Source organism: Acinetobacter sp. Ac_5812, assembly GCF_013072695.1.
Lineage (GTDB): Bacteria > Pseudomonadota > Gammaproteobacteria > Pseudomonadales > Moraxellaceae > Acinetobacter.
Map to the genome: position 1 here is coordinate 97,375 of NZ_LXUK01000009.1, position 21,797 is coordinate 119,171.

The window sequence follows — 21,797 nt, forward strand, 5'->3', positions numbered from 1 at the left end:
CCATATAAACTTCTCCTCAAATATAAAAGATACGTTATTGGACGGACAAACGTTGCTTTGTCTCTTGTAAATATCGTGCCAATCTTTGCTTCTGCTCAGAAGATAAAGCATATAACTCTGCTGCAGATGCTTCTGGTTTAATCACACCTACGCCAGCCCCGACAGCAAACCAACTAGAAAGGCCAAACATTTGAAAACCATTCATATCATATTGTGAGAAGTCAAGCTGTCTAGGCGTACGATGATTCCAACACTTTTTAAGTTCTTGATAGCTTTCTGATAAAGGTACTGTTTGCATATACTTCCAAAATGGGGTATCTGAGCGCCCTGTATCATAATGCATTCTGATAAAATCTCTTATACCATGCCAGCCTTGCGCATTTTGCTGATTATAATAGTCAATCGATTGTTGAGAAATGATTCCATGATTTTCTTTTATAATTAAAGCTAACAAGGACAACTGCACTAACATTTGTCCAATTGAAGTAGCCTCCAATGGTTCAACAAAACCTGAGGCTAAACCAATTGCAAGTACATTATTTTTCCAAACTTGTCGAAAATAGCCGGCTTCAAATGCAATTGGTTGTACTGGACTAATTCTATGCCCCAACCATTGCTCTATTTCTTGTTGTGCTTGCTGATCTGTTATAAAGTGATCACTGTAAACATATCCCGCTCCTATTCTCTCCTGTAATGGGATTTGCCATACCCAACCAGAACTCATTGCTGTTGCACGTGTTACCAACTCAATTTTATCCTGATGTAACAAATGAAAGGGTAATGCTCTATTCATTGGCAACATATCTGCAAAAGAGCACCACTCAACTTGATATTTTTTCCCAATTAACAAGCGCGCAAAACCCGAAGCATCTATCACAAAATCACATGGCATTTTTCGCTCCGATAATTGAATTGCAGTGACATACCCTGTTTGAGCATTCAACTCAAAGTCTTGTATTTTTTCCTCGACATGAATAATCCCACGTGATAATGCTATTTTTCGAAGATATTGACCGACTCTATAAGCATCGAAATGGAGGGAAGCACCAAAATTACTTTTCCCTTCTGTGATTATGGATAAAACCTCTTTAAATGGCTTTCGTTCCTCACAAAACTGAAATGATGCCAAATCCCGACCAATATCTATACCATGGTTGAATAATCCAGATAGATAAGGATGAAACCCATTTTCTACCCAATTAAACTCTTCACTTTTTGCCGTAAATAAATGGTAGTAATAGTCTTCTTTTGTTCCTGTTCGCCAACGCTCATAGCGAAAACCTAGTTTAAGTACAGACCCTGTTTCATCAATAAAATTTTTTAAATCAACTTTTAACTCATATAACATAGGAAGCAAATTTAATATCCCCCCTTCGCCAACCCCTACAATTGGAACCTCTGGTGCTGAAACCACTACAATTTCAACTGAAGGACTAAAAATTTGTCTCAGTTGTAAAGCAGCAAACCAACCCGCTGTTCCTGCGCCAACCACAACAACTCTATTCATTCCTCGTAAATTAAGCATTTTACATATCCCTATACAAATCTTAAAATCAAACCAACAGTACTAAACTTATTTATAAATAATGATTAATACGACTATTGGAACAAAGACCAAGTCAAGCGCATGATAATTTCAACTAGATGAATCACCTTTTATTTAATTCATTTTAATTTAAAAAACCAGCATAATAAAAATTAAAATCCAATAAAAAGACCTAAAAATTCATTTAAAAGGAAATCAATATAAACTAAAAATATCTACTCAATCTAAAAACAAAAAACCTTTACTTTCTAAAAAGTAAAGGTTAAATAAACCAGCCCATAAAACTTAACAGAACTTTAAGCTACCATAACAGTTCGGTGTAAAATATTGATTACCCAAGGTTAATCCATTTACAGTTAAACCTAAAGACGATAAACCAATTCCTCCCGAAGCGCCAGCTGATCCAACCTTAATTCCTAATGCACTATTACCACTGATCAATCCACCCAAATCACTCGTTGAAGGCGGATTTGCCGCAAGGAAATCTCTTACTTGCTTTGCAATCTGAGGATGAACACATTGTTGTGAAACAGCTGTCGTTCCTTCACATAAATTAACTGGAGCAGTTGGAACAATTGTACCGAGGTCAACACCATCTTTAATACTTAACCACCAACCTGGTTCAGTAATATCATCTAAGGGTTGCCCTGGCCATAAAATATTCTGAGATTGTAAGCTCAGAGAAGCTCCAGAATTTAACGGCAATGAATGGATTAAACCTAAAGGTTGCTTTACTGTTACATTCGCTGTCACATTTCTTACGCGTGTGTACATATTTACATAATAACTATCACCCGCAAAAAGACAACCAATACCACTACAGCTATCAACTTTAGCACGTAATGAATGTTGTATACCCTGATCAGTATTTGGCTGGTCAGGAGTTAATACCCCACCTTGTACGCCTACTTGAGTCCATCCATTATTCGCATAGCTTAATATAGTACCATTACCATCCGATATCGTATTACTATTCAAGTTATATGTAGGTTTTACAGGAAAATTAGAAGTCATTCCATAATCATTACATGCACCGCTACAGTTATTATTATTAAAATCACGCCCCATAACTAAATCTGGTAGTTTTACAATAGGATTAAGTGATAGAACTGTTGGCATACGATTTCCTTTAATCGTAAATCCAGGAATTTCAAAGCCTACATTTTTGAATCCAGGAATCCAGAATCCTCCCTGATCCAAATGGAATTGTGCAACCGTACCTAATGGAGCATTCAACTTTCCTGAGATCCTATTATACGGATCAGACGCATCAAAATAACTTGGTGCAGTTTCAATAATACCTTTAATTTTACCCGAACTATCTGATCGAACAGGAATATAGCCCGATAAGGCATTAATCCCATTTGGAATATTCGAATTTTCCGTTCCTATTGTTAATAAACCTTGAGCTTTTTCAGAACTAACCCTGAATCCAACCATTTGCCTCAAAGATGCTTGACCTGGATTTTTAATTGCAAACTCAATAAAAGGATTTGTTAATTTTGCAGAGCTTCCGACTCGGTTTGCCCGATTCTGATCTGAAGCAGCATCAGTTGCAGCATTACCAACCATTGCAGGATTACCACTTAAACTTACGTTATCTAAATCGATATCGCAGCCAATCCCATTACGCCCACCACAACCTAATTGTAGTTTTTTAATATTTAGATTTAACTCTAATTCCGCTTCCATTCCGAGTTTGTAAAAACCAATTGCTTGATCTCCACCCGATCTATTCTTTTCAAGATTTGCAGCATCAGTAGGCGAGATATAGGACAAACTCATTAAGGCCTGCCCAGTCGTTGCAGACATTTCACTATCCGTCATACTTTGCATTGTATTGGTAGTTGCGTATGTTGAATTTAAGCACAGACCAATAGTTCCCAAAAAAAATATAGGTAAAAGTCTATTTTTCATTATAAAAATCCTTTTAAATCACCAACATATAAACAATGCACTTAACTCTATAAGATTCACTTATAAAAGTGCTATAGCTCATTTGATGCTATCTAACCCGTTCCAATATAAACTAAATATTATTAAATAATAAACAAAATCCGATAAAAATGGCCTATAACGGTAAATTGATCTTAATGGGTTACATGTCAGACAAAAAGATTAAATTAGATTTTTTGGGGTACAAACCAATAAAAAAAGCAGCCTAGGCTACTTTTCTATTACCAAATATAAGACTAGCAGAATTTTAAAGTGCCATAACAGTTTGGCGTAAAGTTCTGAGTTGCTAACTGTAAATCTGTCAAACCCATCTGAGGTCGATTTGCATTGATTAAATTAACTGTACCCACAGGAACAGTATCACCCAAAACACATCTTAATGCGCCACCAAAACCACAATCAACAGGCTGAACATTGGTTAAATAATTCGATACTTGTGCAAACGCTTCATTTAGAGTGGCTTTAGGAATATCAACATTAAAAGCAGGTTCAATAAATCCAATATCAACTGGGTTAGTAAACTCTAACCACCAGCCATTTTGAGACACCGATTTATTATTGCTCCACTGGATACCCTGAGACTGTAATGATAAAGAAGCGGCTGTGCCATTTAAGCTCACTTTATGGAAATAACCTAAATTTTCGCTAATCGCCACATCAACCAGCAAATTCTGAATCGTACCCGTCACCTCTTTATCTAAATCCAAGACTCCTGCTGCTCTTGCCACAATATTCCCACTTAAATCAATATCACGTACCTTTGCAGTCGCTGTTAAGTTTGCAGTATTAATACGTTTGCCTGTAATCGCTTGCTGCCCTATAGCTAAATCACCTTTTAAAATATTACTTCCCGTGGCTTTATCTCGAAGATTCAAAGAATAAGACTCTGTTTCAAAACCGATATTTGTAATATTGTTAGGAGTACAAGAACCTACCCCTGAACACACTTCTCCTGAAATAGGAGCGTATCCATCTGACTGATTTAAGGTGCGTCGATTTGCCTCTCCCGCCACTTGACTGTTACCAAAACCATTGACATTGGCAACGCCTGTGGTTGCTGCAATTTCCATATGACCACTGAGTGAATTAATACCCGTTTTAGTAGCACCATTTTCCAAACCAAAGGTAATTAAACCCAATGCCTTTTCTGCACTAAAATTAAGACCCACAACCTGTCGAGTTGAGGCCTTATCTGGATTTTTAATTGCGAACTCTATAAATGGGTTAGTTAAAACTGCGGAAGAACCAACGCGCGCTGCGCGGTCAACCGCAGTATCAGAATTGGATATTGCTGAATTACCTAAACCACTTAAACTAATATAATCAATATCAATGTCACAACCACCATATCCATTGATACCACCACATCCCAATTGAAGTTTTTTAATGTTCACATTAAGTTCCATTTCACCTTCTAAACCTAACTTATAGAAACCTATAGTGTTATCTCCGCCTAATCGTTGTGCTTCTTTATTAGCTAAATCAGTTGGTGAAATATAAGACATATTCAACAATGCCTGTCCAGTTGTGGCAGACAACTCTCTATCTGTCATACTTTTTAATGTAGCTGTAGTGGCATATGCAAAATTTAAGCACGAACTGCTGAACAAAAGCATTGCTAGGTGAAGGGACTTAAACTGGCGCATGACCGACCTCCGTGTTTAAAACATCCATATTTGTTTATTTTTATAATGTTTCATATCAACCACAGACGAGGTTCTAATCTATATACACTCTGTGAACTGATATAAAGACAAATCGTTTTTTAAATTATATTTTAAATATTATTAAATACAAGTTTAATTTAACTTAACAATATAGGCCATAAATATAAAATTTATTTAAATTTATCACATAAAAAAAGCTCACCCTATTTTCACAGGGTGAGCTAAAATATTTTTTATTTAAGCATTAAACAGCTAATATTTAATAAAAATTACAATATATCTATTTGCTCTATAAAACTTATCCAACAACGACATTACTCTCCCTGCAAAAGAATAACCCTATTCTAAAAACACAGATGATTAGTAATATTTACAAATAAATATATTCATTGATTTAAGTTAAAATCTCCACCCCACGCTAAACTGCAATCGTGGTTGCTGATCCTTGTCGCTTTTCGCAGCTGAAGTATTTCGCCATGCAACTGTTACATTATAGTCAAAGTCTTGATAGCCACCGCCAAAACCAATCCCTGTGCTTGCCAAAGCGCGGCTATTTTTATCGCTAAGATATGGATTTTTATTTTGCTGTATTCGTCCGACATCCTGGAATAAATAAGTATTTAGCCATGGTTTTAATTGATAATAAAAATTAATTGATGTCCCCCAACCTTGATCTCCAAGTCCTTCTGCTGCTGGATAAGCACGCATTTGGTTCAAGGAAAATTTCTCGGCTGAATCGAGGTTCTTGGATGCAAGCTGTCCATATAACTCACTGGTCAACCATGAAGATGCTGTTAATCTTTGCTGTCTAGAAAGCTTAAGTTCATATTTATTGAAACTGCCTTGGGTCTTTGCAGATAAGCGATCAATATTCAAAGCTGATGGGCTTTGTATATTCAGATTGCCAACCGTAGTGATCAATTCAAATTGATTGATACCACCTTTGGCATCTCCAATCCCCCAATCATCCATTCGACTAAAACTGAGTGAGATCCGACTTGCCTCTATCTGTTTGGATGTCTCTGTATTCGTGGCCGCGATTTCATCAAATAACTTTCTTTTTTCAGCCAACAGCTTCAAATTCAAATTAGTCTTTTGACTTCGGATCAATGGATAAATGAGATTTACATTATAGTTTTCAGAGGTCCCTGTAGCATCTAATTGCTTAAATTGTTCACCCAGTTCATACTCAGTTCTGCTGTAGCCACCGCCCAGCCATAGACCCGTTCCAGTGATAGGAAACCGAGCATTTAAACTACCTGAAAGCAAATCTTGATTACTTCCGAGTAATTGAGCAGATAGCTTCTCTCCATATCCCAACAAGCTATTGCTTTCGAGATAGCTTGAAAGTCGATATTTTCCTGTATAGCTACTTCCAGAGTTATCAATACCAATTCGTCCGAGCCAAGTTGGTTGTCCTAGAATATCCAGAACAAGGTCTGTTTGCCCAGTCTGTTCGCCAGCCTGTAGGTTTGCCTGAATTTGCCCGACACCTGCTAGGTCTGAGACAAGTAGCAAGGTCTTATTACTTTGCTGTTGTTGTAAAGCCTGATGATGAGGAATTTGATCGGTAAAGCGCTTAATGGTTGTATCTTTAATTTTAGACTGGTTATTTAAAAGAACTTGACCGAGTTGTCCTTCGAGTACTCGGATCACCAATATTCCATTTTCTAATTTTTGTTTAGGGAGATAGGCTTTCGCCAGAAAGTAACCCTGCTTTTTATAATATTCAGTAATTTGTTCTGCGCCAAGCTGTAAATCAGCTAATACATTGTTTTTATTTTCCAGTGATTTGACTAAATCATGCAAAACTACTGTAGAAATTTGCTGATTCCCTTCTATCTGGACTTTTGTGACCCAAATAGGGGTTTGATCCTGACTGTAATTTTGCTGCGATGAATCAGCGCCAAAGTACTGTTGGTCTCTTTTTGGTGTTTCTTTGAATTGTTCAGGACTTAATTGTTTAGTAATGGTTCCGCTATCAGGAATCACAACTTCAGCATGGCCAATAGAAGAACCAGCAATCAAAATGCTAATCCCTCCCATTACTTGAAGGAGTGTTCTATTGCGCATCCCTGCTTGTTTATATAAATAAAATTTCATTATTTCTCTAAATTTAATCAATATCTTATTATTTAAGACCAGAGGCTTAAGCCTCTGGTCTTATATCTTAATAATCTCTTTTAATCTTAATGGTTATAACGGAGCCATGGAGTTGCATTATCCTCATCAATCACCCATGTCGAGCTTGAAGTTGGGTCAGAAGCATCGGCAATATCCCAACCTGAAAAAGTCAGAATTTTTTGCAGTTCAGCGGTAGTTTTACCCACACCACCCGCACTGGTAGATTGACCTGATGTTTCAGTATTCCAGTAGCTATTGATTACTATGCTCGCATAGGGATTATCCCCAACCAATCCCCCTGTTTTACTATCACCTAACACAACACCAGATGAATAGCTATTTTCAATCGAACCTGTATGATAACCCACTAGTCCTCCGACCTGACTCTCTCCAACCACTAAATTGGATGCATAAGAATTACTGACCTTTCCTAGATTCAAGCCAATTAAGCCACCAACCTCATTCTTCCCTTTCACTTCACCAGATGCATAACTACCAAGTACAAGATTATTCGCAGCATTTCCACCAACCAAGCCACCAACAGCACTTTCGCCATCGACCTTACCTGTCGCAAAACTGTTATTAATATAGAGTTGGGCTTGATTAGAATTGCTTCTAACAACTGTAACACCGACTAAACCGCCAACGCTACGTTTTCCAGATACATTCCCCGTTGCATAACTTTGATCAATATGATGAGTAACACTATCGAGATTTAAACTACCAACCAGTCCTCCAGCCCCAAATATTCCCAACTCAGGATGAAAGTTATTGTTAATATACATTCCAGATATAATATTGCCTGTGGCATAACTATTAGAAATACCATTTTTCATGAACCCAACCAGACCACCAATGTACGCTCCACCAAAATCATTCGGGCCCTTATTTTGTTCATCCTCCTCAGACATAGTTACAGGGAGTAAAGAAATATCCCCTGTGGCATAACTATTATCAATCGATAGCGTACTAGCCCCCACTAATCCACCTGTAATCGTTCCTCCAACGATTCGGCTATTAGAATAACTATTGCTAATTTTCCCATTCATATCACTCTGATTAGGATTCCCAGCAAGACCAATTAAACCACCAACATATATCCCACCTTGAATCAAACCTGTACTGTAAGCATTCTTAACACTCCCATTTTGATGATAACCAGATAGTGCTCCAACCCCAACATAAGCATTAATTTGGGTATTTACCAACCCAATATCTCTTAAAATGCCAGATGACACACTGAATAAACCTTGTGGTATAAACGTATGAACGCTCAGTCTCTCCACATTAAGTAAAGGGTCCTGTATGGTTAATCCTTCAATTGTATGGCCCAAACCATGGAAATTTCCTTGAAAGGGCATACCGCTTTGAATCTCAAACTGACTCAAATCGATAACCGCCTGTCCAATTGGGTCAAAACCTTTCCCATTATTCCAATTGACCGTATCGGAGGCGTCAATGTTGCTACCCAAGGCATAATTCCCGGTCAAGTTATTGTTCATTCCTTGCAGGGTATTAATATTGGCATCCCCTTCCTCACCTAAGTCATTGATCACAATGTAGGAAGTTCCATTAATCAATAAGGTCGGGGATGAACCACTGATATTAATCTTGGCGCCATTATTTAGGTTGTAATCCGAACCCGCGCCATAGTTCATGGCAAGTTTGGCTTTATCTCCACTTAAATCTAAATCACTATTAAAGTTAATATCTTTGTTTGCGGTTAGTGTCAGGGCGGTATTAGCATTCCAACTAGTGGCATCATTGATATTAATATTGCCTTGGCCTTCTGCCGTACCCATCGCATTCAAAGTGACGTTGCCTTTATTTAAAGCATCACCCAAGGTGGTACTGCTGACACTGCCACCAAAGAAATCGACATCAACATTTTTGGCTTTCAACTCCCAGCCACTGGTGGTCGACGGTAAGCTGCTCGTGCTATTTCGCTGTGTCGTGATATTGGTACCTGAATTGATGTTTACCTCAGCCGCAGAAGTTTTGATTTGTCCACCATTACCACCGTTCGGGGCTGATGCATCTAAGGTACCGCTGACATTTACCTTACCGCTGCTTAAATCACTGCCAAGCTCAATCACACCACGGACATTATTCACCGTTTGCGCTTGGATCACCCCAACACTATTCACCACCGCATTACTTAATTCATCAATCCCTTTTGCAGTAAGGATCACTTTACCGCCATCCGCCTGAATCATTCCGCCTGAGTTAATCAAGGCCTGTGCCTTACCCTGATTAATGGTGTACCCCAACAAACTGCCATTATTTAAATTCAGGGTAATATCACCGCCTGCTGCCAATAAAACATTGCCTTGTGGTGCTTTAATCGTTCCTGTTTGTTTTACTGTCGGAGCAATCAAAGCCACTATACCACCTGTGGGCACAGTGATTTTGCCGCGGTTCTCAACGCTTTTGTTATTGGTAGCGTTATTAAAATTAAATAGATTGTTATTAAAATCAGCATTACTCAGGCTTAAGGTCGATGCCACCAGACCCGCGGTATTCACCTGTGAGGTGCTGCCAAATAACACGCCATTCGGGTTAATAATAAATACTTGCCCATTGGCATTTAACTGACCGTTTAAGTTGGATGCACTTGTCCCCGTAACGCGGTTTAAGGTAATCGAACTGCTATTCGGTTGCACGAAATTCACGATTTCATTGCTATTGGTGGAAAAGCTGCTCCAGTCAATCGCAGCTTTTGCGGTGGACTGGTTAATGGTGGTGGTGGTACCTGCGGTTGAAATCGTGGCTGTGCCTGAACTCACCACGCCACCTGTTGGTCCTGCAAAAACAATACTGGCACTCAGTACATTCACTGCAAAGAATGCTGCTCGTTTTGCTGTATGAGCAACTGCGGTTTTAGATTTGATTTTTGTTGTTGATTGCGTTGCAACCACGCCCCCTTTAGCCTTTTCACTCACTGCTTGCCAGCAAAGATGCGTCGCATTCCATACTACTTGATAGATCTTATTCACAATTATCCCCACCTGTTCTTAATATTTTAAAAAATTGCGATTTATTTTTAGCATATCTTTTTTATTATTTGATTAATTTATATATTTTCCTGACCAATGGTTAAAACATCATCAAGCAATCACATAAATTACAGGTGAGTACTTATTTTGATTTACTTAGATTGAATTTAAAGAGAATGAGACGTAGAGCATTTTATTTAGATGGATAAATCTAATTGAGTAAAAATAAGGAAATACTAAAAATTTAAGGATTATTATTCGTTAAAACGATACGATTTATGATGATGCGATAAGCATTATATTTAGCTTTTACTGAGAGGGTATTAACCATTGACCCGATGATCAATGGTTAAATTTTTAAAACGATTAAAAATTAAGTCTTCGGTAAGGTCACACCAGTTTGACCTTGGTATTTACCACCACGGTCTTTATATGATGTTTCACACACTTCATCGCTTTCAAAGAACAACATTTGTGCAACACCTTCACCTGCATAAATACGCGCTGGTAAGTTGGTTGTATTTGAAAATTCTAGGGTAACGTGACCTTCCCACTCAGGCTCTAATGGCGTTACGTTCACGATAATTCCACAACGCGCATAAGTCGACTTACCTAAGCAAACGGTTAAAACATTGCGTGGAATACGGAAATACTCAATGGTACGCGCTAAAGCAAATGAGTTTGGTGGAATAATACACACATCAGATTCGATATCGATAAAGCTTTTATCATCGAAGTTCTTTGGGTCAACAATCGCTGAATGAACGTTAGTAAACACTTTAAATTCACGTGCACAACGGACATCGTAGCCATAGCTCGATACCCCATAAGAAATCAACTTTTCTCCGTTTTCATCAAAACGAACTTGATTCTCTGCATAAGGTTCAATCATGCCGTGTTTTTCGCTCATTTCACGAATCCAACGATCAGATTTTATTGCCATGACTTTTTATCCATAGACGAAGTTAATAATTAGCGAGTACTTTAACGTAAAATGGTATCAATGAAAACAACAGCACTATCCTATTATGTGGATAACGCTGTCAAAGTTATAAATTGATCAATGCTGAATAGCTAATGGGGATCGCAAAAGCCATAAGTACTACAGATGCTGTGCGCTGTAATTTTGATTGAGACAGCCATGCAACTTTATTGGTTGCTAACATTGCACCGACTGAAATCCAGAATAACGCAATGGGCAAAATCAAGCCGACAAAAGTACTCATATGCGCAAGATAAATCTCTTGGCTTTTCCATGCTGCAACGGGAAATATCGCTGAAGCAAATAACAGGGCTTTTGGATTAAGCAAGGTTGCACATAACAACTCTCTAGGTCGAATGGTCGGTTGATTTAAAGCCACTTCTTGGTTCGCTGTGCGCCATAATTTAATCGCAAGAAAAACGATATAACCCGCACTTAATAATTTCAAAAAGATAGGCAAGGCAGGCAAAGTCGCTGAGACTTTACCAATCAGCATGCCCCATGCACTAATTGCGATGATATAGCCAATTGCTTCTGCTGGAATCAAGAGTAAAGATTTGCGTAATCCAACTTGAATACCCGAAGATGCCAATAAGGTATTGGTGGGACCAGGAGTCAACAGAATGGTAATGACTAAACCAATAAAGAACCATGAAATCATTGAATGACCTCACTAGAAGATAGTTTCAGATTAATCCAATTCTGAAGCCATAGCAAAAAATTAACTGTAAACAGTTATGACCAAATGCAATTTAAGCAACTGTTTTAACTATGTTTTATGAATTACAAGTTGACTCTACTCAACAGTCACAGCATAAAAAGCGTCTATTTAAAATACAAGAAATGTAAGCTATTCTTCTGAGGCCTATGTTTAGTGCAATAATGGCTGTCAGTATTTTAAGTTTTCACTAAGTAAATCGTGTTATTTTCTATACAATTTCCTGTTCATCTGTCCTACTGGGTCTATTTCCGCGTTTATGCCTAAGCAATTCTTTCACAAGTGGCTGCCTTCATCAGAGAAAGTCGCGAGCTTAAAGCTGATGAAAATTTTTGGTGATCGCGCCTTGAATCCATTGCTTTGGTATGTGAATCGTCGCTCGATTGCAAAAGCCATGTTTATTGGCACCTTCTGGGGCATTCTGCCTGTTCCATTTCATAGTCTGTTTATTATTCTGACGGTGTTATTTTTTGAAGTAAATTTACCCATTGGCCTCTGTATGGCATGGCTCACCAATCCTTTTACCGTGGTGCCAATTCTATATTTAGGCTTTTGGTTTGGGACAAAAATTTATCACGTCAATATGATCAATAAAGAGATGTTGCTTGGAGTGTTACATCAGATTTTAAACTGGATTAAGAACTTTGGGCATGGTCATATTGATTTTAGTTTGGCCAAAATTTTAGTTTCAGGTCTAATCATTGAAGCTGTTTTATTTGCCGTTTTATTTTATCTAGCGACTCACCTGATGTGGCGCTGGATCGTGATTCGCAGCTGGCGCAAACGAGAAAAACAACAGAGAGAAGAAACCATTTAAATGACTTCTTCTCGATCACATTAATTATTTAGCATCTGCTTTCGCCTTCATATATTGCTCAGCGACCTCAAGTGCATAGTCCTGACACGCTTCGCCTGTTGCGGGGTCATAGGCACCATTATTGGTAATATTATTCGATAAGATACGCACCCCAAGGAATGGCACTTTAAACTGTTGCGCAATTTGAGCCACCGATGCCGCTTCCATTTCCTCTACAGAGGTTCCGTATTTGGTATGGAAAAAGTTGATACGATCCAGTTCATTATTCCATGTATCTGCTGAACCGATGGTGCCTTCAACCACTTGCCCTTTGCTGTAATGCACTTTGGCTTTATAAGCGGCGACCAGTAATTCCTTATCCCCTTCGAATTTGCGGATTGCAATCGGTTCTGGATCAGATTCATCTTCTGGTAACACGTCAAAGGCTTCATTCCACTCCAGTGAATTAGAACCACCGCCAATTGGCTTATTTGGGGTTTTAAATGCACCAATATTGGTGGTGTATTTACCCAGTACAATATCAAATACCTTTAAGTCTGGATCATGACCACCCGAGGTACCCTGATTGATAATCGCAATCGGTTGATAATGCTGAATTGCAATGGCTGTCGCTGCGGCCGAGTTGCTCATGCCCATACGGGTTTTAGACACCACCATTGGATAGCCTTTATAGGTGCCCTTCCAAAACTTCCAACCACCAATGGTTTCCACAGTCACATTGTCTAGTTTTGATGCCATTCGCTCTGATTCAACAGGTAACGCACCTTGAATCACAATCGGCTGTAACTTTGGCTTTTCTTGTACCTGATTATTACGATTTGAAGAATTATCTCCATTACAGCCACTTAAAACGAGAGCTGCGCAAACACTGACCATACCCATCAGGCTTTTAAATTGCATCATTGATCTATACTCAAAAAATCAAAACAAGTGATAAGCAAGCAACATACCATTTTTTATTTTTTTAATTTATTTTTAAAGCGTAAAAATAAAAACTTATTTTAATCAAATAGTAAAAACCCAGCAGGATATGCTGGGTTTTTAAGCATCTTAGAAGATACGCTTATCGTCTTTCTGGCGTTTTGGTAACTTTTCCATTTGTTGCAACACGGCTTGTGCAATATTGAGATAGCTGTCTGCGGCTGCATCTTTTGCGATCACACTTGGTGTGCCTTGATCTGCATGCTCACGGATTTTGGCATCTAAAGGTAGATGACCAAGTAAAGGAATATGATATTGCTCAGATAACAGATCACCACCGCCTGTGCCAAAAATCTGCTCTTCATGACCGCAATTTGAACAGATATGCGTGGACATATTTTCAATCACACCAAGTACAGGAATATTCACTTTATTGAATAATTCAATACCCTTGGTTGCATCCATCAACGCCACATTTTGTGGTGTGGTCACAATCACGGCTCCCGTCACAGGAATACGTTGTGCCAGAGTCAGTTGGATATCGCCTGTACCAGGTGGCATATCAATGACCAGTACATCTAGATCAGGCCATAAAGTCTGATTGAATAACTGCATCAATGCACCTGTTGCTTTCGGGCCACGCCATGCCACAGGTGTATTGTGCGCACCAATTAAATGCCCGATCGACAGTACCGCCATACCATACGCATCTAAAGGTACGAAGTGCTCATTTTCAATCTGTGGGGTTCTACCGGCATTACCCAACATAGTCGGAATGCTTGGGCCATAGATATCAGCATCCAAAACACCGACTTTTAAGCCGAGTTGTTGTAATGCAAGTGCCAGATTCACCGTGGTGGTTGATTTACCTACTCCACCTTTACCAGATGAAACCACAATCACATTTTGAATCCGTGGATGCGCTGCCACATCGCGTTGTTGGGGTGCCGCTTTTTGAATTGGTGGATTGTTCGGATCAACTTCTACTTGAGGTGAAGCATCCATCACAGGGGGTAAATTGCTGTTTTCTGCTTTTGGCTTCGATGAGCAGCTATGACCTGCTTCACCATGCGCTGCATGTTTTTGTTGAATAATATGTAAGTTTAATTCTTGAATACCGCATTTTTCCAAGGCTTCAGCCAATTCATCGTGAATTTGCTGTAAATGATCTTTTTCTTCAGGAAAAGTATTCACTGTAAGTTGTAAAATACGACCTTGTACATTGACTTGGCTGATACGATCTTTCAGACTATTTTCAGAATGTGGCAGTACATAATTTTGTAGAACTGTTTGAATCTCGTCTTCCTTCACTTCTTGTGCTGGTGAAAAAACAGATTTTAAGGAAGAAAGCCACGACATTTTGTTTACTCCAAAAACAGATCAACATTTCACTGAGTTTGGTTAGTTTAGCAGTATTGAAGAATTGACGCTCATATCAAAGTAGATAATTGCTCATTTTTTATAGCAACTTTTCTGCTTTAAATTTCAATCTGCAGTAACTGATACTTTTCACAGGAATGGGATATCTTGTTAAGCTGATCATATCGACCATGAAAAATATGGGGTTGCTCTTGCATCATATGCTGAGTCGCATGATGTTTATGCTTAACTTTGGAGGGTTCAATGACACGATATTATTTGATGATTTGCAGTCTATTTGCTTACGTCCCGCTATTTGCCCAAGAATCGATTAATCGTGCTATTTATCAATTGCCGTCACAAACAGAAATCGTGGTAAATAAGCACAAAGATCAAGCTGCGTCATCAGAAATTAAGATCTCGATTCGAATTAGCCCAGAAAAAAACGGATTAAAGATTCAACTATTCAAAGCAAGCAGTTCAGACATACTTAATCGCCATGCCTTAGCGCTTGCGCAACAGATAAAGCCAGAGGATTTACCCACTCAGGAGACCTCGGCAGAACAGCATGATCACACTAACAGACGCATGTTCTCAAACTATGAGCAAGTTTATTCTTTTATTTCCATGCAAGATCAAGCTGTTACACAACGTATTCGACGGGTTGCCTCACCGTCTCCCTTAACTGAAATGGCCTGTTTGCTTTTACAAAAAAGTGTTCCATTAGAAGGTGAATCTTTCAGATTGAATGTAAAAATCTACATCGATAAAGAAGGCAAAATACACCAGCAACAGACTCAGCCAGCCTTAGAAACAGCATTAATGAATCAGCTTTTTCCTTATCAAAAACGTACTCAGCCCTTTTATAGGATTTTCGATCTACAACGCCAACAATATACCGATATGTCCATCAATCAACCTGTTCGATTCATTTGCACGACCTGATAGAAAACAATTTTAAAAGATTTAAATAAAAATCCTCAAACATACCTTACATATGTTTGAGGAATATTTTTGGTCAATCCTTCGGTTAACAAGCTTAACCTTTGAATTTATTGATGGTATCCGTTGCAGCTTTCTTTAAATCATCCAGCTTATGACTGGCTTGAGCTTTTAGATCATCAAATTTGGCAGCCGCTTCATCTTTCAATTCAGCAGCCTTGGCTTTGGCATCATCCAGTTTATGGCCAGCTTCTTCTTTAAAGTGATCAAACTTGTCTTGAACTGCGTGTTGGGTATCTTCAAGTTTGGCTTTAAGATCATCCACTTTATTTGAAACCGCCTCCTTACCTTCAGCATTTTGCTCAGAAACATCTTTCTTGAGATCATCAAGGGCTTTTTCGCCTTTTAACTTTAATTCCTCTGCGGAATGCTTTAAGTCATCAACTGCTTTTTCACCTTGTAACTGAGCTTCTTTTGCTTTGTATTTTAAGTCATTACCCAATTCTGCTGCTTGGTCTTTTAATTCATCAAGTTTTTCGTTTGTCATGGTATTTCCTCACTCTATAGGTAAAAAACATATTGTTTGGATCAACCTTAGTTATACCGTGTTTGGAGTTTTTTTTTGCCCATTGCTGCAAATTGAAACAAATGGGATACAGGAAGATTCAATTAATTGCGGATTGTTAAAGCTATTCATTTTTAGATATAAAAATCATATAAATGAATAACATCCCATTTATTCAATAAAATCATGTCTTAGAATTTCATACAGTACATGCCAACTTAAAGGATGCTCCGTCGCTAAAGCGGGATGTTGAAACTCAGACACTTTTTGCATCTTTAATTTCCGCATCACCGTTTGTGATTTGGTATTTTCCAAAGTGGTAAATGCAACCACTTTCTCCAGTTTCAATAGATCAAAAGCAAATGCGAGAGCGGCTTGAGCCGCTTCTGGCGCATAACCCTGCCCCCAAAAGGCTGGATCGAGTCGCCATCCAATTTCCACACACGGCGAAAATGAAAATTGTGTCGGTTGATCATGTAAACCAGTAAAACCAATAAATTGCTGGTTGTGTTTTAATTCAACCGCCCAAAAGCCCCAGCCTTGTGTGTCGATAATCGATTTCATTTTATCGATCATGGCATCGCTTTCTGCTCGAGTCAGGAGTTTAGGGAAATATTCCATCACCTGTGGATTAGTACCCATAGCGGCAAAGGATGCATAGTCCTCTGCTTGCCACTGTCTTAAACGCAGTCGAGCTGTTTCGATCATTTTTGCAACCAATAAATGTGTATTAAAAACTATTAACAATATAAGGAGATAGTTCGGATATACTTCCGCAATATCTCAATCATAGACCTCGTTGTCAGAATTACCTAATATGAATGAAAATGAACTTTTAGAAATTCAGCATGAACTTCAGGCCCAAGAAAAACGCTTGAACTATATTCTTTCCAGTAAACGAAGAATCCAGAACATGATTCTCTCGTTTGAAAAGGATCTGGCTGAACAGTTAATTCCAGTGATTGATCAGCAAAGTGACGATAAAGCACCTGTTGAAAGTAGTCTGGCACTTACAATCTGCTGGAAATTTTCTAAAGCCGAATTTCCTAAAACAGAACATTGGTGCAGTGAACTCAGCATTACTGAGCTTGAAGTCAAAGATGAATTTACGCTGGCACTAAAAGCACAAGCGTGGTTAGGAACTTTGGGCAGTGATGAACTTTGGCAAACACCGATGTTTGCTGAAATTACCCTTGATCCGAAAACGGACGGCTTAAAGAGCTATCACATCCATTTCCTATCGAAAGGAAAGATTATCTCTTTAAGAAAAAATTCAAAGGACAGCATCACCGTTAAACAAATGCAGAGTATGTAATCCTTCGGGATGCATACTCTCCTCCTCTAGATCCTCTTAAATTGATTTAAATCGCCATACTTCTTTTTGCACATCAACACATAACAACAATTGGCACTGATACAACCCAATGCAAGCACAGGTGTAACCGCAACAAAGATGAAAAGGCTCATGGCCAATGTTTCAAAATCAAAACCATTGACCTGATCTTCAAATAAAATTATCAATACTAAGCACATCCATCCCATAAAAAAGACCAGACTGACTTTAAAAAACTGCACCAAATCAAATATCTTACTGGGTAATTTCAATACTGATAGAACAATGACGTAGAAGATAAAAGCAAGCACGACGAGAAATGGGATGAGATACAGCATCACTTGCATTGCATTGCTGACCACATGCAATAAATGGTTTTGTTGAAAGTTTAAGAACAAACAATACGGAATCACAAAACTAAAAACTGATGTCATGCTGGCGCAAAACGATGCGCAAAGCAAATGCCAAGACCTCATTATTGTTTCCTTTATTTATTGACCATGCAGCCATTATCAATAAAGGAAATGTGTTTTGATTGAAGTGCAAGTGAAGCTTTAATGAAGTTCTAGAATAATTAAAAACGAGGCTTGAAAAGATTTCACTGAATCCCTTGTGCAAGTCGAGGCCAAGTCATGTAAAATCATCTGCCTTGCAAATACGAATGAGAGAACAATATCCGTGCGTAAAATTTTAGTCACCAATGCCCTACCTTATGCCAATGGTCCTATCCATATGGGTCACTTACTCGGTTATATCCAAGCAGATATTTGGGTTCGTGCGATGCGTGCAATGGGCCATGATGTGACTTATGTATGTGCGGATGATGCTCACGGTACTGCAATCATGCTACGTGCTGAAGCGAACGGCATCAGCCCAGAACAACAAATTGCCAATGTTCAGAAAGAACATATCCGTGACTTTGATGGTTTTGGCGTACATTTCGATCACTATGATTCAACCAATAGTGATGAGAATAAAGCACGTTCAGAAGAAATCTATATCAAAAACCGTGAAGCAGGCAATATTGCAATTCGCCCTGTTACTCAGTTATTCGATCCTGAAAAAGGCATGTTCCTGTCTGACCGATTCATTAAAGGTACATGCCCGAAATGTAAGTCAGAAGATCAATACGGCGACGCTTGTGAAGTGTGCGGTACAACCTACAACGCCACTGAATTAGAAAACCCGCGTTCAACGTTAAGTGGTGCGACCCCAGTTGAGAAATCATCAGACCACTACTTCTTTAAACTTCCGAATTTCTCAGAATACTTACAAAAGTGGACACGTGACCAAGGTCGTTTACCTGTTTCGATTGCCAACAAGCTAGACGAATGGTTTGAAGCAGGTTTATCGGATTGGGATATTTCGCGTGATGCACCTTATTTCGGTTTTGAAATTCCGGATGCGCCAAATAAATATTTCTACGTTTGGGTCGATGCACCGATTGGTTATATGTCGAGTTTTGAAAACTACATCAAAACTAAACGCCCAGATCTAAGCTTTGATGATTTCTGGAAAAAAGACAGCGATAAAGAAGTCTATCACTTCATTGGTAAAGACATCGTTTACTTCCATGCGCTGTTCTGGCCTGCAATGCTTGAAGGTGCTAACTACCGTACCCCATCAGGTTTATTTGTGAATGGTTTCTTGACGGTGAATGGTCAGAAGATGTCGAAGTCTCGCGGTACCTTCATTAAAGCTGAAACCTATTTAGAACATTTAAATCCTGAATATTTACGCTACTACTTTGCGTCTAAGCTGTCTGACAAAGTTGAAGATTCAGATTTAAACCTAGATGACTTCGTTCAAAAAGTAAATTCTGACCTTGTCGGTAAAGTGGTGAATATTGCTAGCCGTTGTGCAAAATTCATTAACACCAACTTCAATAATACATTGTCGAATACATGTGCAGAATCTGAACTGGTTCAAAGCTTTATTGATGCCGGTGATTCAATCGCACAGGCTTATGAAGCACGTGAATTCTCAGCAGCAATTCGTGAGATCATGGCATTGGCTGACCGTGCCAATCAGTATATTGATGAGAAAAAACCGTGGGCACTTGCCAAGCAAGAAGGTCAGGAACAACAAGTTCATGATGTATGCTCGGTGGGTATTAACTTATTCCGTCAACTTGCGATTTACTTGGCGCCAGTCTTACCAACGCTTGCTGCACAGGTTCAAGCCTTCTTACAGCTTGAAAGCTTCGACTTTGCATCACGTCAGCAAATTTTGCTTGCACATGAAATTGCGCAATTCCAGCCATTAATGCAACGTGTTGATGCCAAAGCTGTGGCTGCAATGGTGGATGCATCTAAAGATTCTTTAGCTGCGGCGGCAGAAACGCCAAAAGCAGAGAAGAAAAAAGACAAGAAAGCCGAGAAGAAGCCTGAGCCAAAAGTAGGTGAAGCTGAAATCATTGGTATTGAAGATTTCATGAAAATTGATCTTCGTGTAGCAAAAGTATTAGAAGCTGCAACAGTTGAAGGTTCTGATAAATTGCTACAACTAACTTTGGATGTAGGTGAAGCTGAACCGCGTAATGTGTTTAGTGGTATTCGTGAGTTTTATCAGCCAGAAGATCTAAAAGACAAATTGGTGGTGATGGTCGCCAACCTTGCACCGCGTAAAATGCGTTTTGGTATTTCTAACGGTATGGTACTTGCAGCAGGTAATGGCGAAGGGGTTTGGGTGATTTCACCTGAATCTGGCGCGAAACCAGGCGATAAAGTGTCTTAATCGAATATATGACAAGGCCTCTTCGGAAGCCTTGTCATATTGTCACCATCATTTAATCAATGTTTTTATACATGTTGTATTTTCTGCATGAATATAGTCAATTTTACACTCATAAGTTAAAGCATATTCCCCTTCCAAAAAGCTTGTTAGATTAGCTGGTAGAGTTGCCGGCTCTATAGGTACAATAGATTCAAAACCAAAATCATCAATAATACGATTTTTTTCACTCAATGCTTGAGTTTCACTTTGACTTAATTCTTGATGATCATTTCTCCACATAATCATCATGGATGCTGCATTCACACCATCTTCTCGTTGCTGCATATATAGAAGATCAGTTTTTAAAATTTTATTCTGGTTTTTTAGAGTGAATTGGCGGACTTCTTCTAAATTTGTCTTTTTCTTATCACAATCACATGGTAACGCATCGCTTGTTATCTTGCCTTGTAACCAATAATTTTGAATATTTAAATAAAAAAGCATAGTCTTTGGATCATATACAATTTTATTCAACTTAAGATTTATGTGTTTCTTTTGGGTTAAAAAATTTGTACAAAGCACTCCCTCTTTATTTTTTACTTGCTTAAATTCACTCGTTACATCCTGTGTCAAACTTTGCTTTTTTTCAGGATCTAAATGAATAAATACCTTATCCACATTTGCCTTAAAATTTTTATCATATCGACCATCTTTATCTAAAGCTTCAAACACGTTGGTTTCAGCCCCATAAATTTCCTGCATTTGTTGTGGATATTTCTCTCGGCAATCTGCAAAAAGTAATTGTTGCGAAATGAGCATTTTTAAAAATGTATCAGGATCGGCAACCCGTTCAGCATAAACATATTTACTTGAAAAAATGATGATGAAAATGATAAATATCTTTCCATAATAATTTAATATTTTATAAGACACAGAATTCCCCCCATGTTCCAATATTTTATTCATAAGTTATTTCTAATTTAGATTTTCTTGTAGCTTTGGATGAAAACAAGGCTATTCAGAAAAAATGCATTAACCTGCTGATAATCTTTATCTGCAAGAATAAATTGCTTAAATAGATTTAATTAACTTTCTTTTAAATATCTCAAAATCTTGCATTGAATTCCAACCAGCACATAAACTTAGAATTTTCTGA

17 protein-coding genes are annotated in these 21,797 nt (G+C 38.4%); 4 read left to right on the plus strand and 13 right to left on the minus strand.

What is annotated here, in order from left to right:
* Positions 1–34 precede the first annotated feature (34 nt).
* The 7 genes from A7P55_RS08105 to A7P55_RS08135 all read right to left on the minus strand — a co-directional run bounded on the left by A7P55_RS08105 (position 35) and on the right by A7P55_RS08135 (position 11,932).
* The gene (locus tag A7P55_RS08105) at positions 35–1,525 is read right to left on the minus strand and encodes a tryptophan halogenase family protein (protein ID WP_171551754.1); all 1,491 of its coding nucleotides are present in this window, start codon (positions 1,523–1,525) and stop codon (positions 35–37) included.
* A gap of 306 nt (positions 1,526–1,831) precedes the next feature.
* Complete coding sequence (locus tag A7P55_RS08110) at positions 1,832–3,463, minus strand: hypothetical protein (RefSeq protein ID WP_171551755.1); 1,632 nt, start codon at positions 3,461–3,463, stop codon at positions 1,832–1,834.
* 275 nt (positions 3,464–3,738) lie between these two features.
* Entirely contained in the window at positions 3,739–5,148 is a 1,410-nt protein-coding gene (locus A7P55_RS08115) for a hypothetical protein (RefSeq protein WP_171551756.1), read from the minus strand.
* Between the two features lie 420 nt (positions 5,149–5,568).
* Positions 5,569–7,272 carry a ShlB/FhaC/HecB family hemolysin secretion/activation protein gene (locus A7P55_RS08120; protein ID WP_171551757.1) on the minus strand — a complete coding sequence of 568 codons (1,704 nt, stop codon included), beginning with the start codon at positions 7,270–7,272 and terminating at the stop codon, positions 5,569–5,571.
* An 86-nt stretch (positions 7,273–7,358) separates the two neighbouring features.
* Entirely contained in the window at positions 7,359–10,289 is a 2,931-nt protein-coding gene (locus A7P55_RS08125) for a filamentous hemagglutinin N-terminal domain-containing protein (RefSeq protein WP_171551758.1), read from the minus strand.
* Positions 10,290–10,662: 373 nt separating this feature from the next.
* Positions 10,663–11,232: a dCTP deaminase gene (dcd, locus tag A7P55_RS08130; protein ID WP_003653416.1), complete on the minus strand. Its 570-nt coding sequence runs from the start codon at positions 11,230–11,232 to the stop codon at positions 10,663–10,665.
* A 106-nt stretch (positions 11,233–11,338) separates the two neighbouring features.
* Entirely contained in the window at positions 11,339–11,932 is a 594-nt protein-coding gene (locus tag A7P55_RS08135) for a LysE family transporter (RefSeq protein ID WP_171551759.1), read from the minus strand.
* Between the two features lie 316 nt (positions 11,933–12,248).
* On the opposite strand from A7P55_RS08135, the gene A7P55_RS08140 reads away from it, so the two are divergent.
* Positions 12,249–12,806 (plus strand): DUF2062 domain-containing protein, encoded by a 558-nt coding sequence (locus tag A7P55_RS08140; protein WP_017402057.1) that lies wholly within the window; start codon positions 12,249–12,251, stop codon positions 12,804–12,806.
* A gap of 24 nt (positions 12,807–12,830) precedes the next feature.
* Here A7P55_RS08140 and A7P55_RS08145 read toward each other — a convergent pair whose 3' ends face one another.
* Positions 12,831–13,709, minus strand: a complete 879-nt coding sequence (locus tag A7P55_RS08145; protein ID WP_171551760.1) for a 5'-methylthioadenosine/S-adenosylhomocysteine nucleosidase — start codon at positions 13,707–13,709, stop codon at positions 12,831–12,833.
* Positions 13,710–13,856: 147 nt separating this feature from the next.
* Positions 13,857–15,086: an iron-sulfur cluster carrier protein ApbC gene (gene apbC / locus A7P55_RS08150; protein WP_171551761.1), complete on the minus strand. Its 1,230-nt coding sequence runs from the start codon at positions 15,084–15,086 to the stop codon at positions 13,857–13,859.
* 264 nt (positions 15,087–15,350) lie between these two features.
* Here apbC and A7P55_RS08155 point away from each other — a divergent pair, with 264 nt between their 5' ends.
* Positions 15,351–16,031: a hypothetical protein gene (locus A7P55_RS08155; RefSeq protein ID WP_171551762.1), complete on the plus strand. Its 681-nt coding sequence runs from the start codon at positions 15,351–15,353 to the stop codon at positions 16,029–16,031.
* 94 nt (positions 16,032–16,125) lie between these two features.
* On the opposite strand, the gene A7P55_RS08160 is transcribed toward A7P55_RS08155, so the two are convergent.
* Positions 16,126–16,575: a hypothetical protein gene (locus tag A7P55_RS08160; protein ID WP_016541670.1), complete on the minus strand. Its 450-nt coding sequence runs from the start codon at positions 16,573–16,575 to the stop codon at positions 16,126–16,128.
* A 189-nt stretch (positions 16,576–16,764) separates the two neighbouring features.
* Positions 16,765–17,301 carry a GNAT family N-acetyltransferase gene (locus A7P55_RS08165; protein WP_171551763.1) on the minus strand — a complete coding sequence of 179 codons (537 nt, stop codon included), beginning with the start codon at positions 17,299–17,301 and terminating at the stop codon, positions 16,765–16,767.
* 109 nt (positions 17,302–17,410) lie between these two features.
* Here A7P55_RS08165 and A7P55_RS08170 point away from each other — a divergent pair, with 109 nt between their 5' ends.
* Positions 17,411–17,908, plus strand: coding sequence for a hypothetical protein (locus tag A7P55_RS08170; RefSeq protein WP_171551764.1), 498 nt, complete (start codon positions 17,411–17,413; stop codon positions 17,906–17,908).
* Between the two features lie 26 nt (positions 17,909–17,934).
* Here the strand turns inward: A7P55_RS08170 and A7P55_RS08175 are convergent, their stop codons facing one another.
* Positions 17,935–18,402 carry a hypothetical protein gene (locus A7P55_RS08175; RefSeq protein ID WP_171551765.1) on the minus strand — a complete coding sequence of 156 codons (468 nt, stop codon included), beginning with the start codon at positions 18,400–18,402 and terminating at the stop codon, positions 17,935–17,937.
* A gap of 202 nt (positions 18,403–18,604) precedes the next feature.
* On the opposite strand from A7P55_RS08175, the gene metG reads away from it, so the two are divergent.
* Positions 18,605–20,662: a methionine--tRNA ligase gene (gene metG / locus A7P55_RS08180; protein WP_171551766.1), complete on the plus strand. Its 2,058-nt coding sequence runs from the start codon at positions 18,605–18,607 to the stop codon at positions 20,660–20,662.
* 48 nt (positions 20,663–20,710) lie between these two features.
* On the opposite strand, the gene A7P55_RS08185 is transcribed toward metG, so the two are convergent.
* Complete coding sequence (locus A7P55_RS08185; RefSeq protein ID WP_171551767.1) at positions 20,711–21,607, minus strand: hypothetical protein; 897 nt, start codon at positions 21,605–21,607, stop codon at positions 20,711–20,713.
* Between the last annotated feature and the right edge of the window lie 190 nt (positions 21,608–21,797).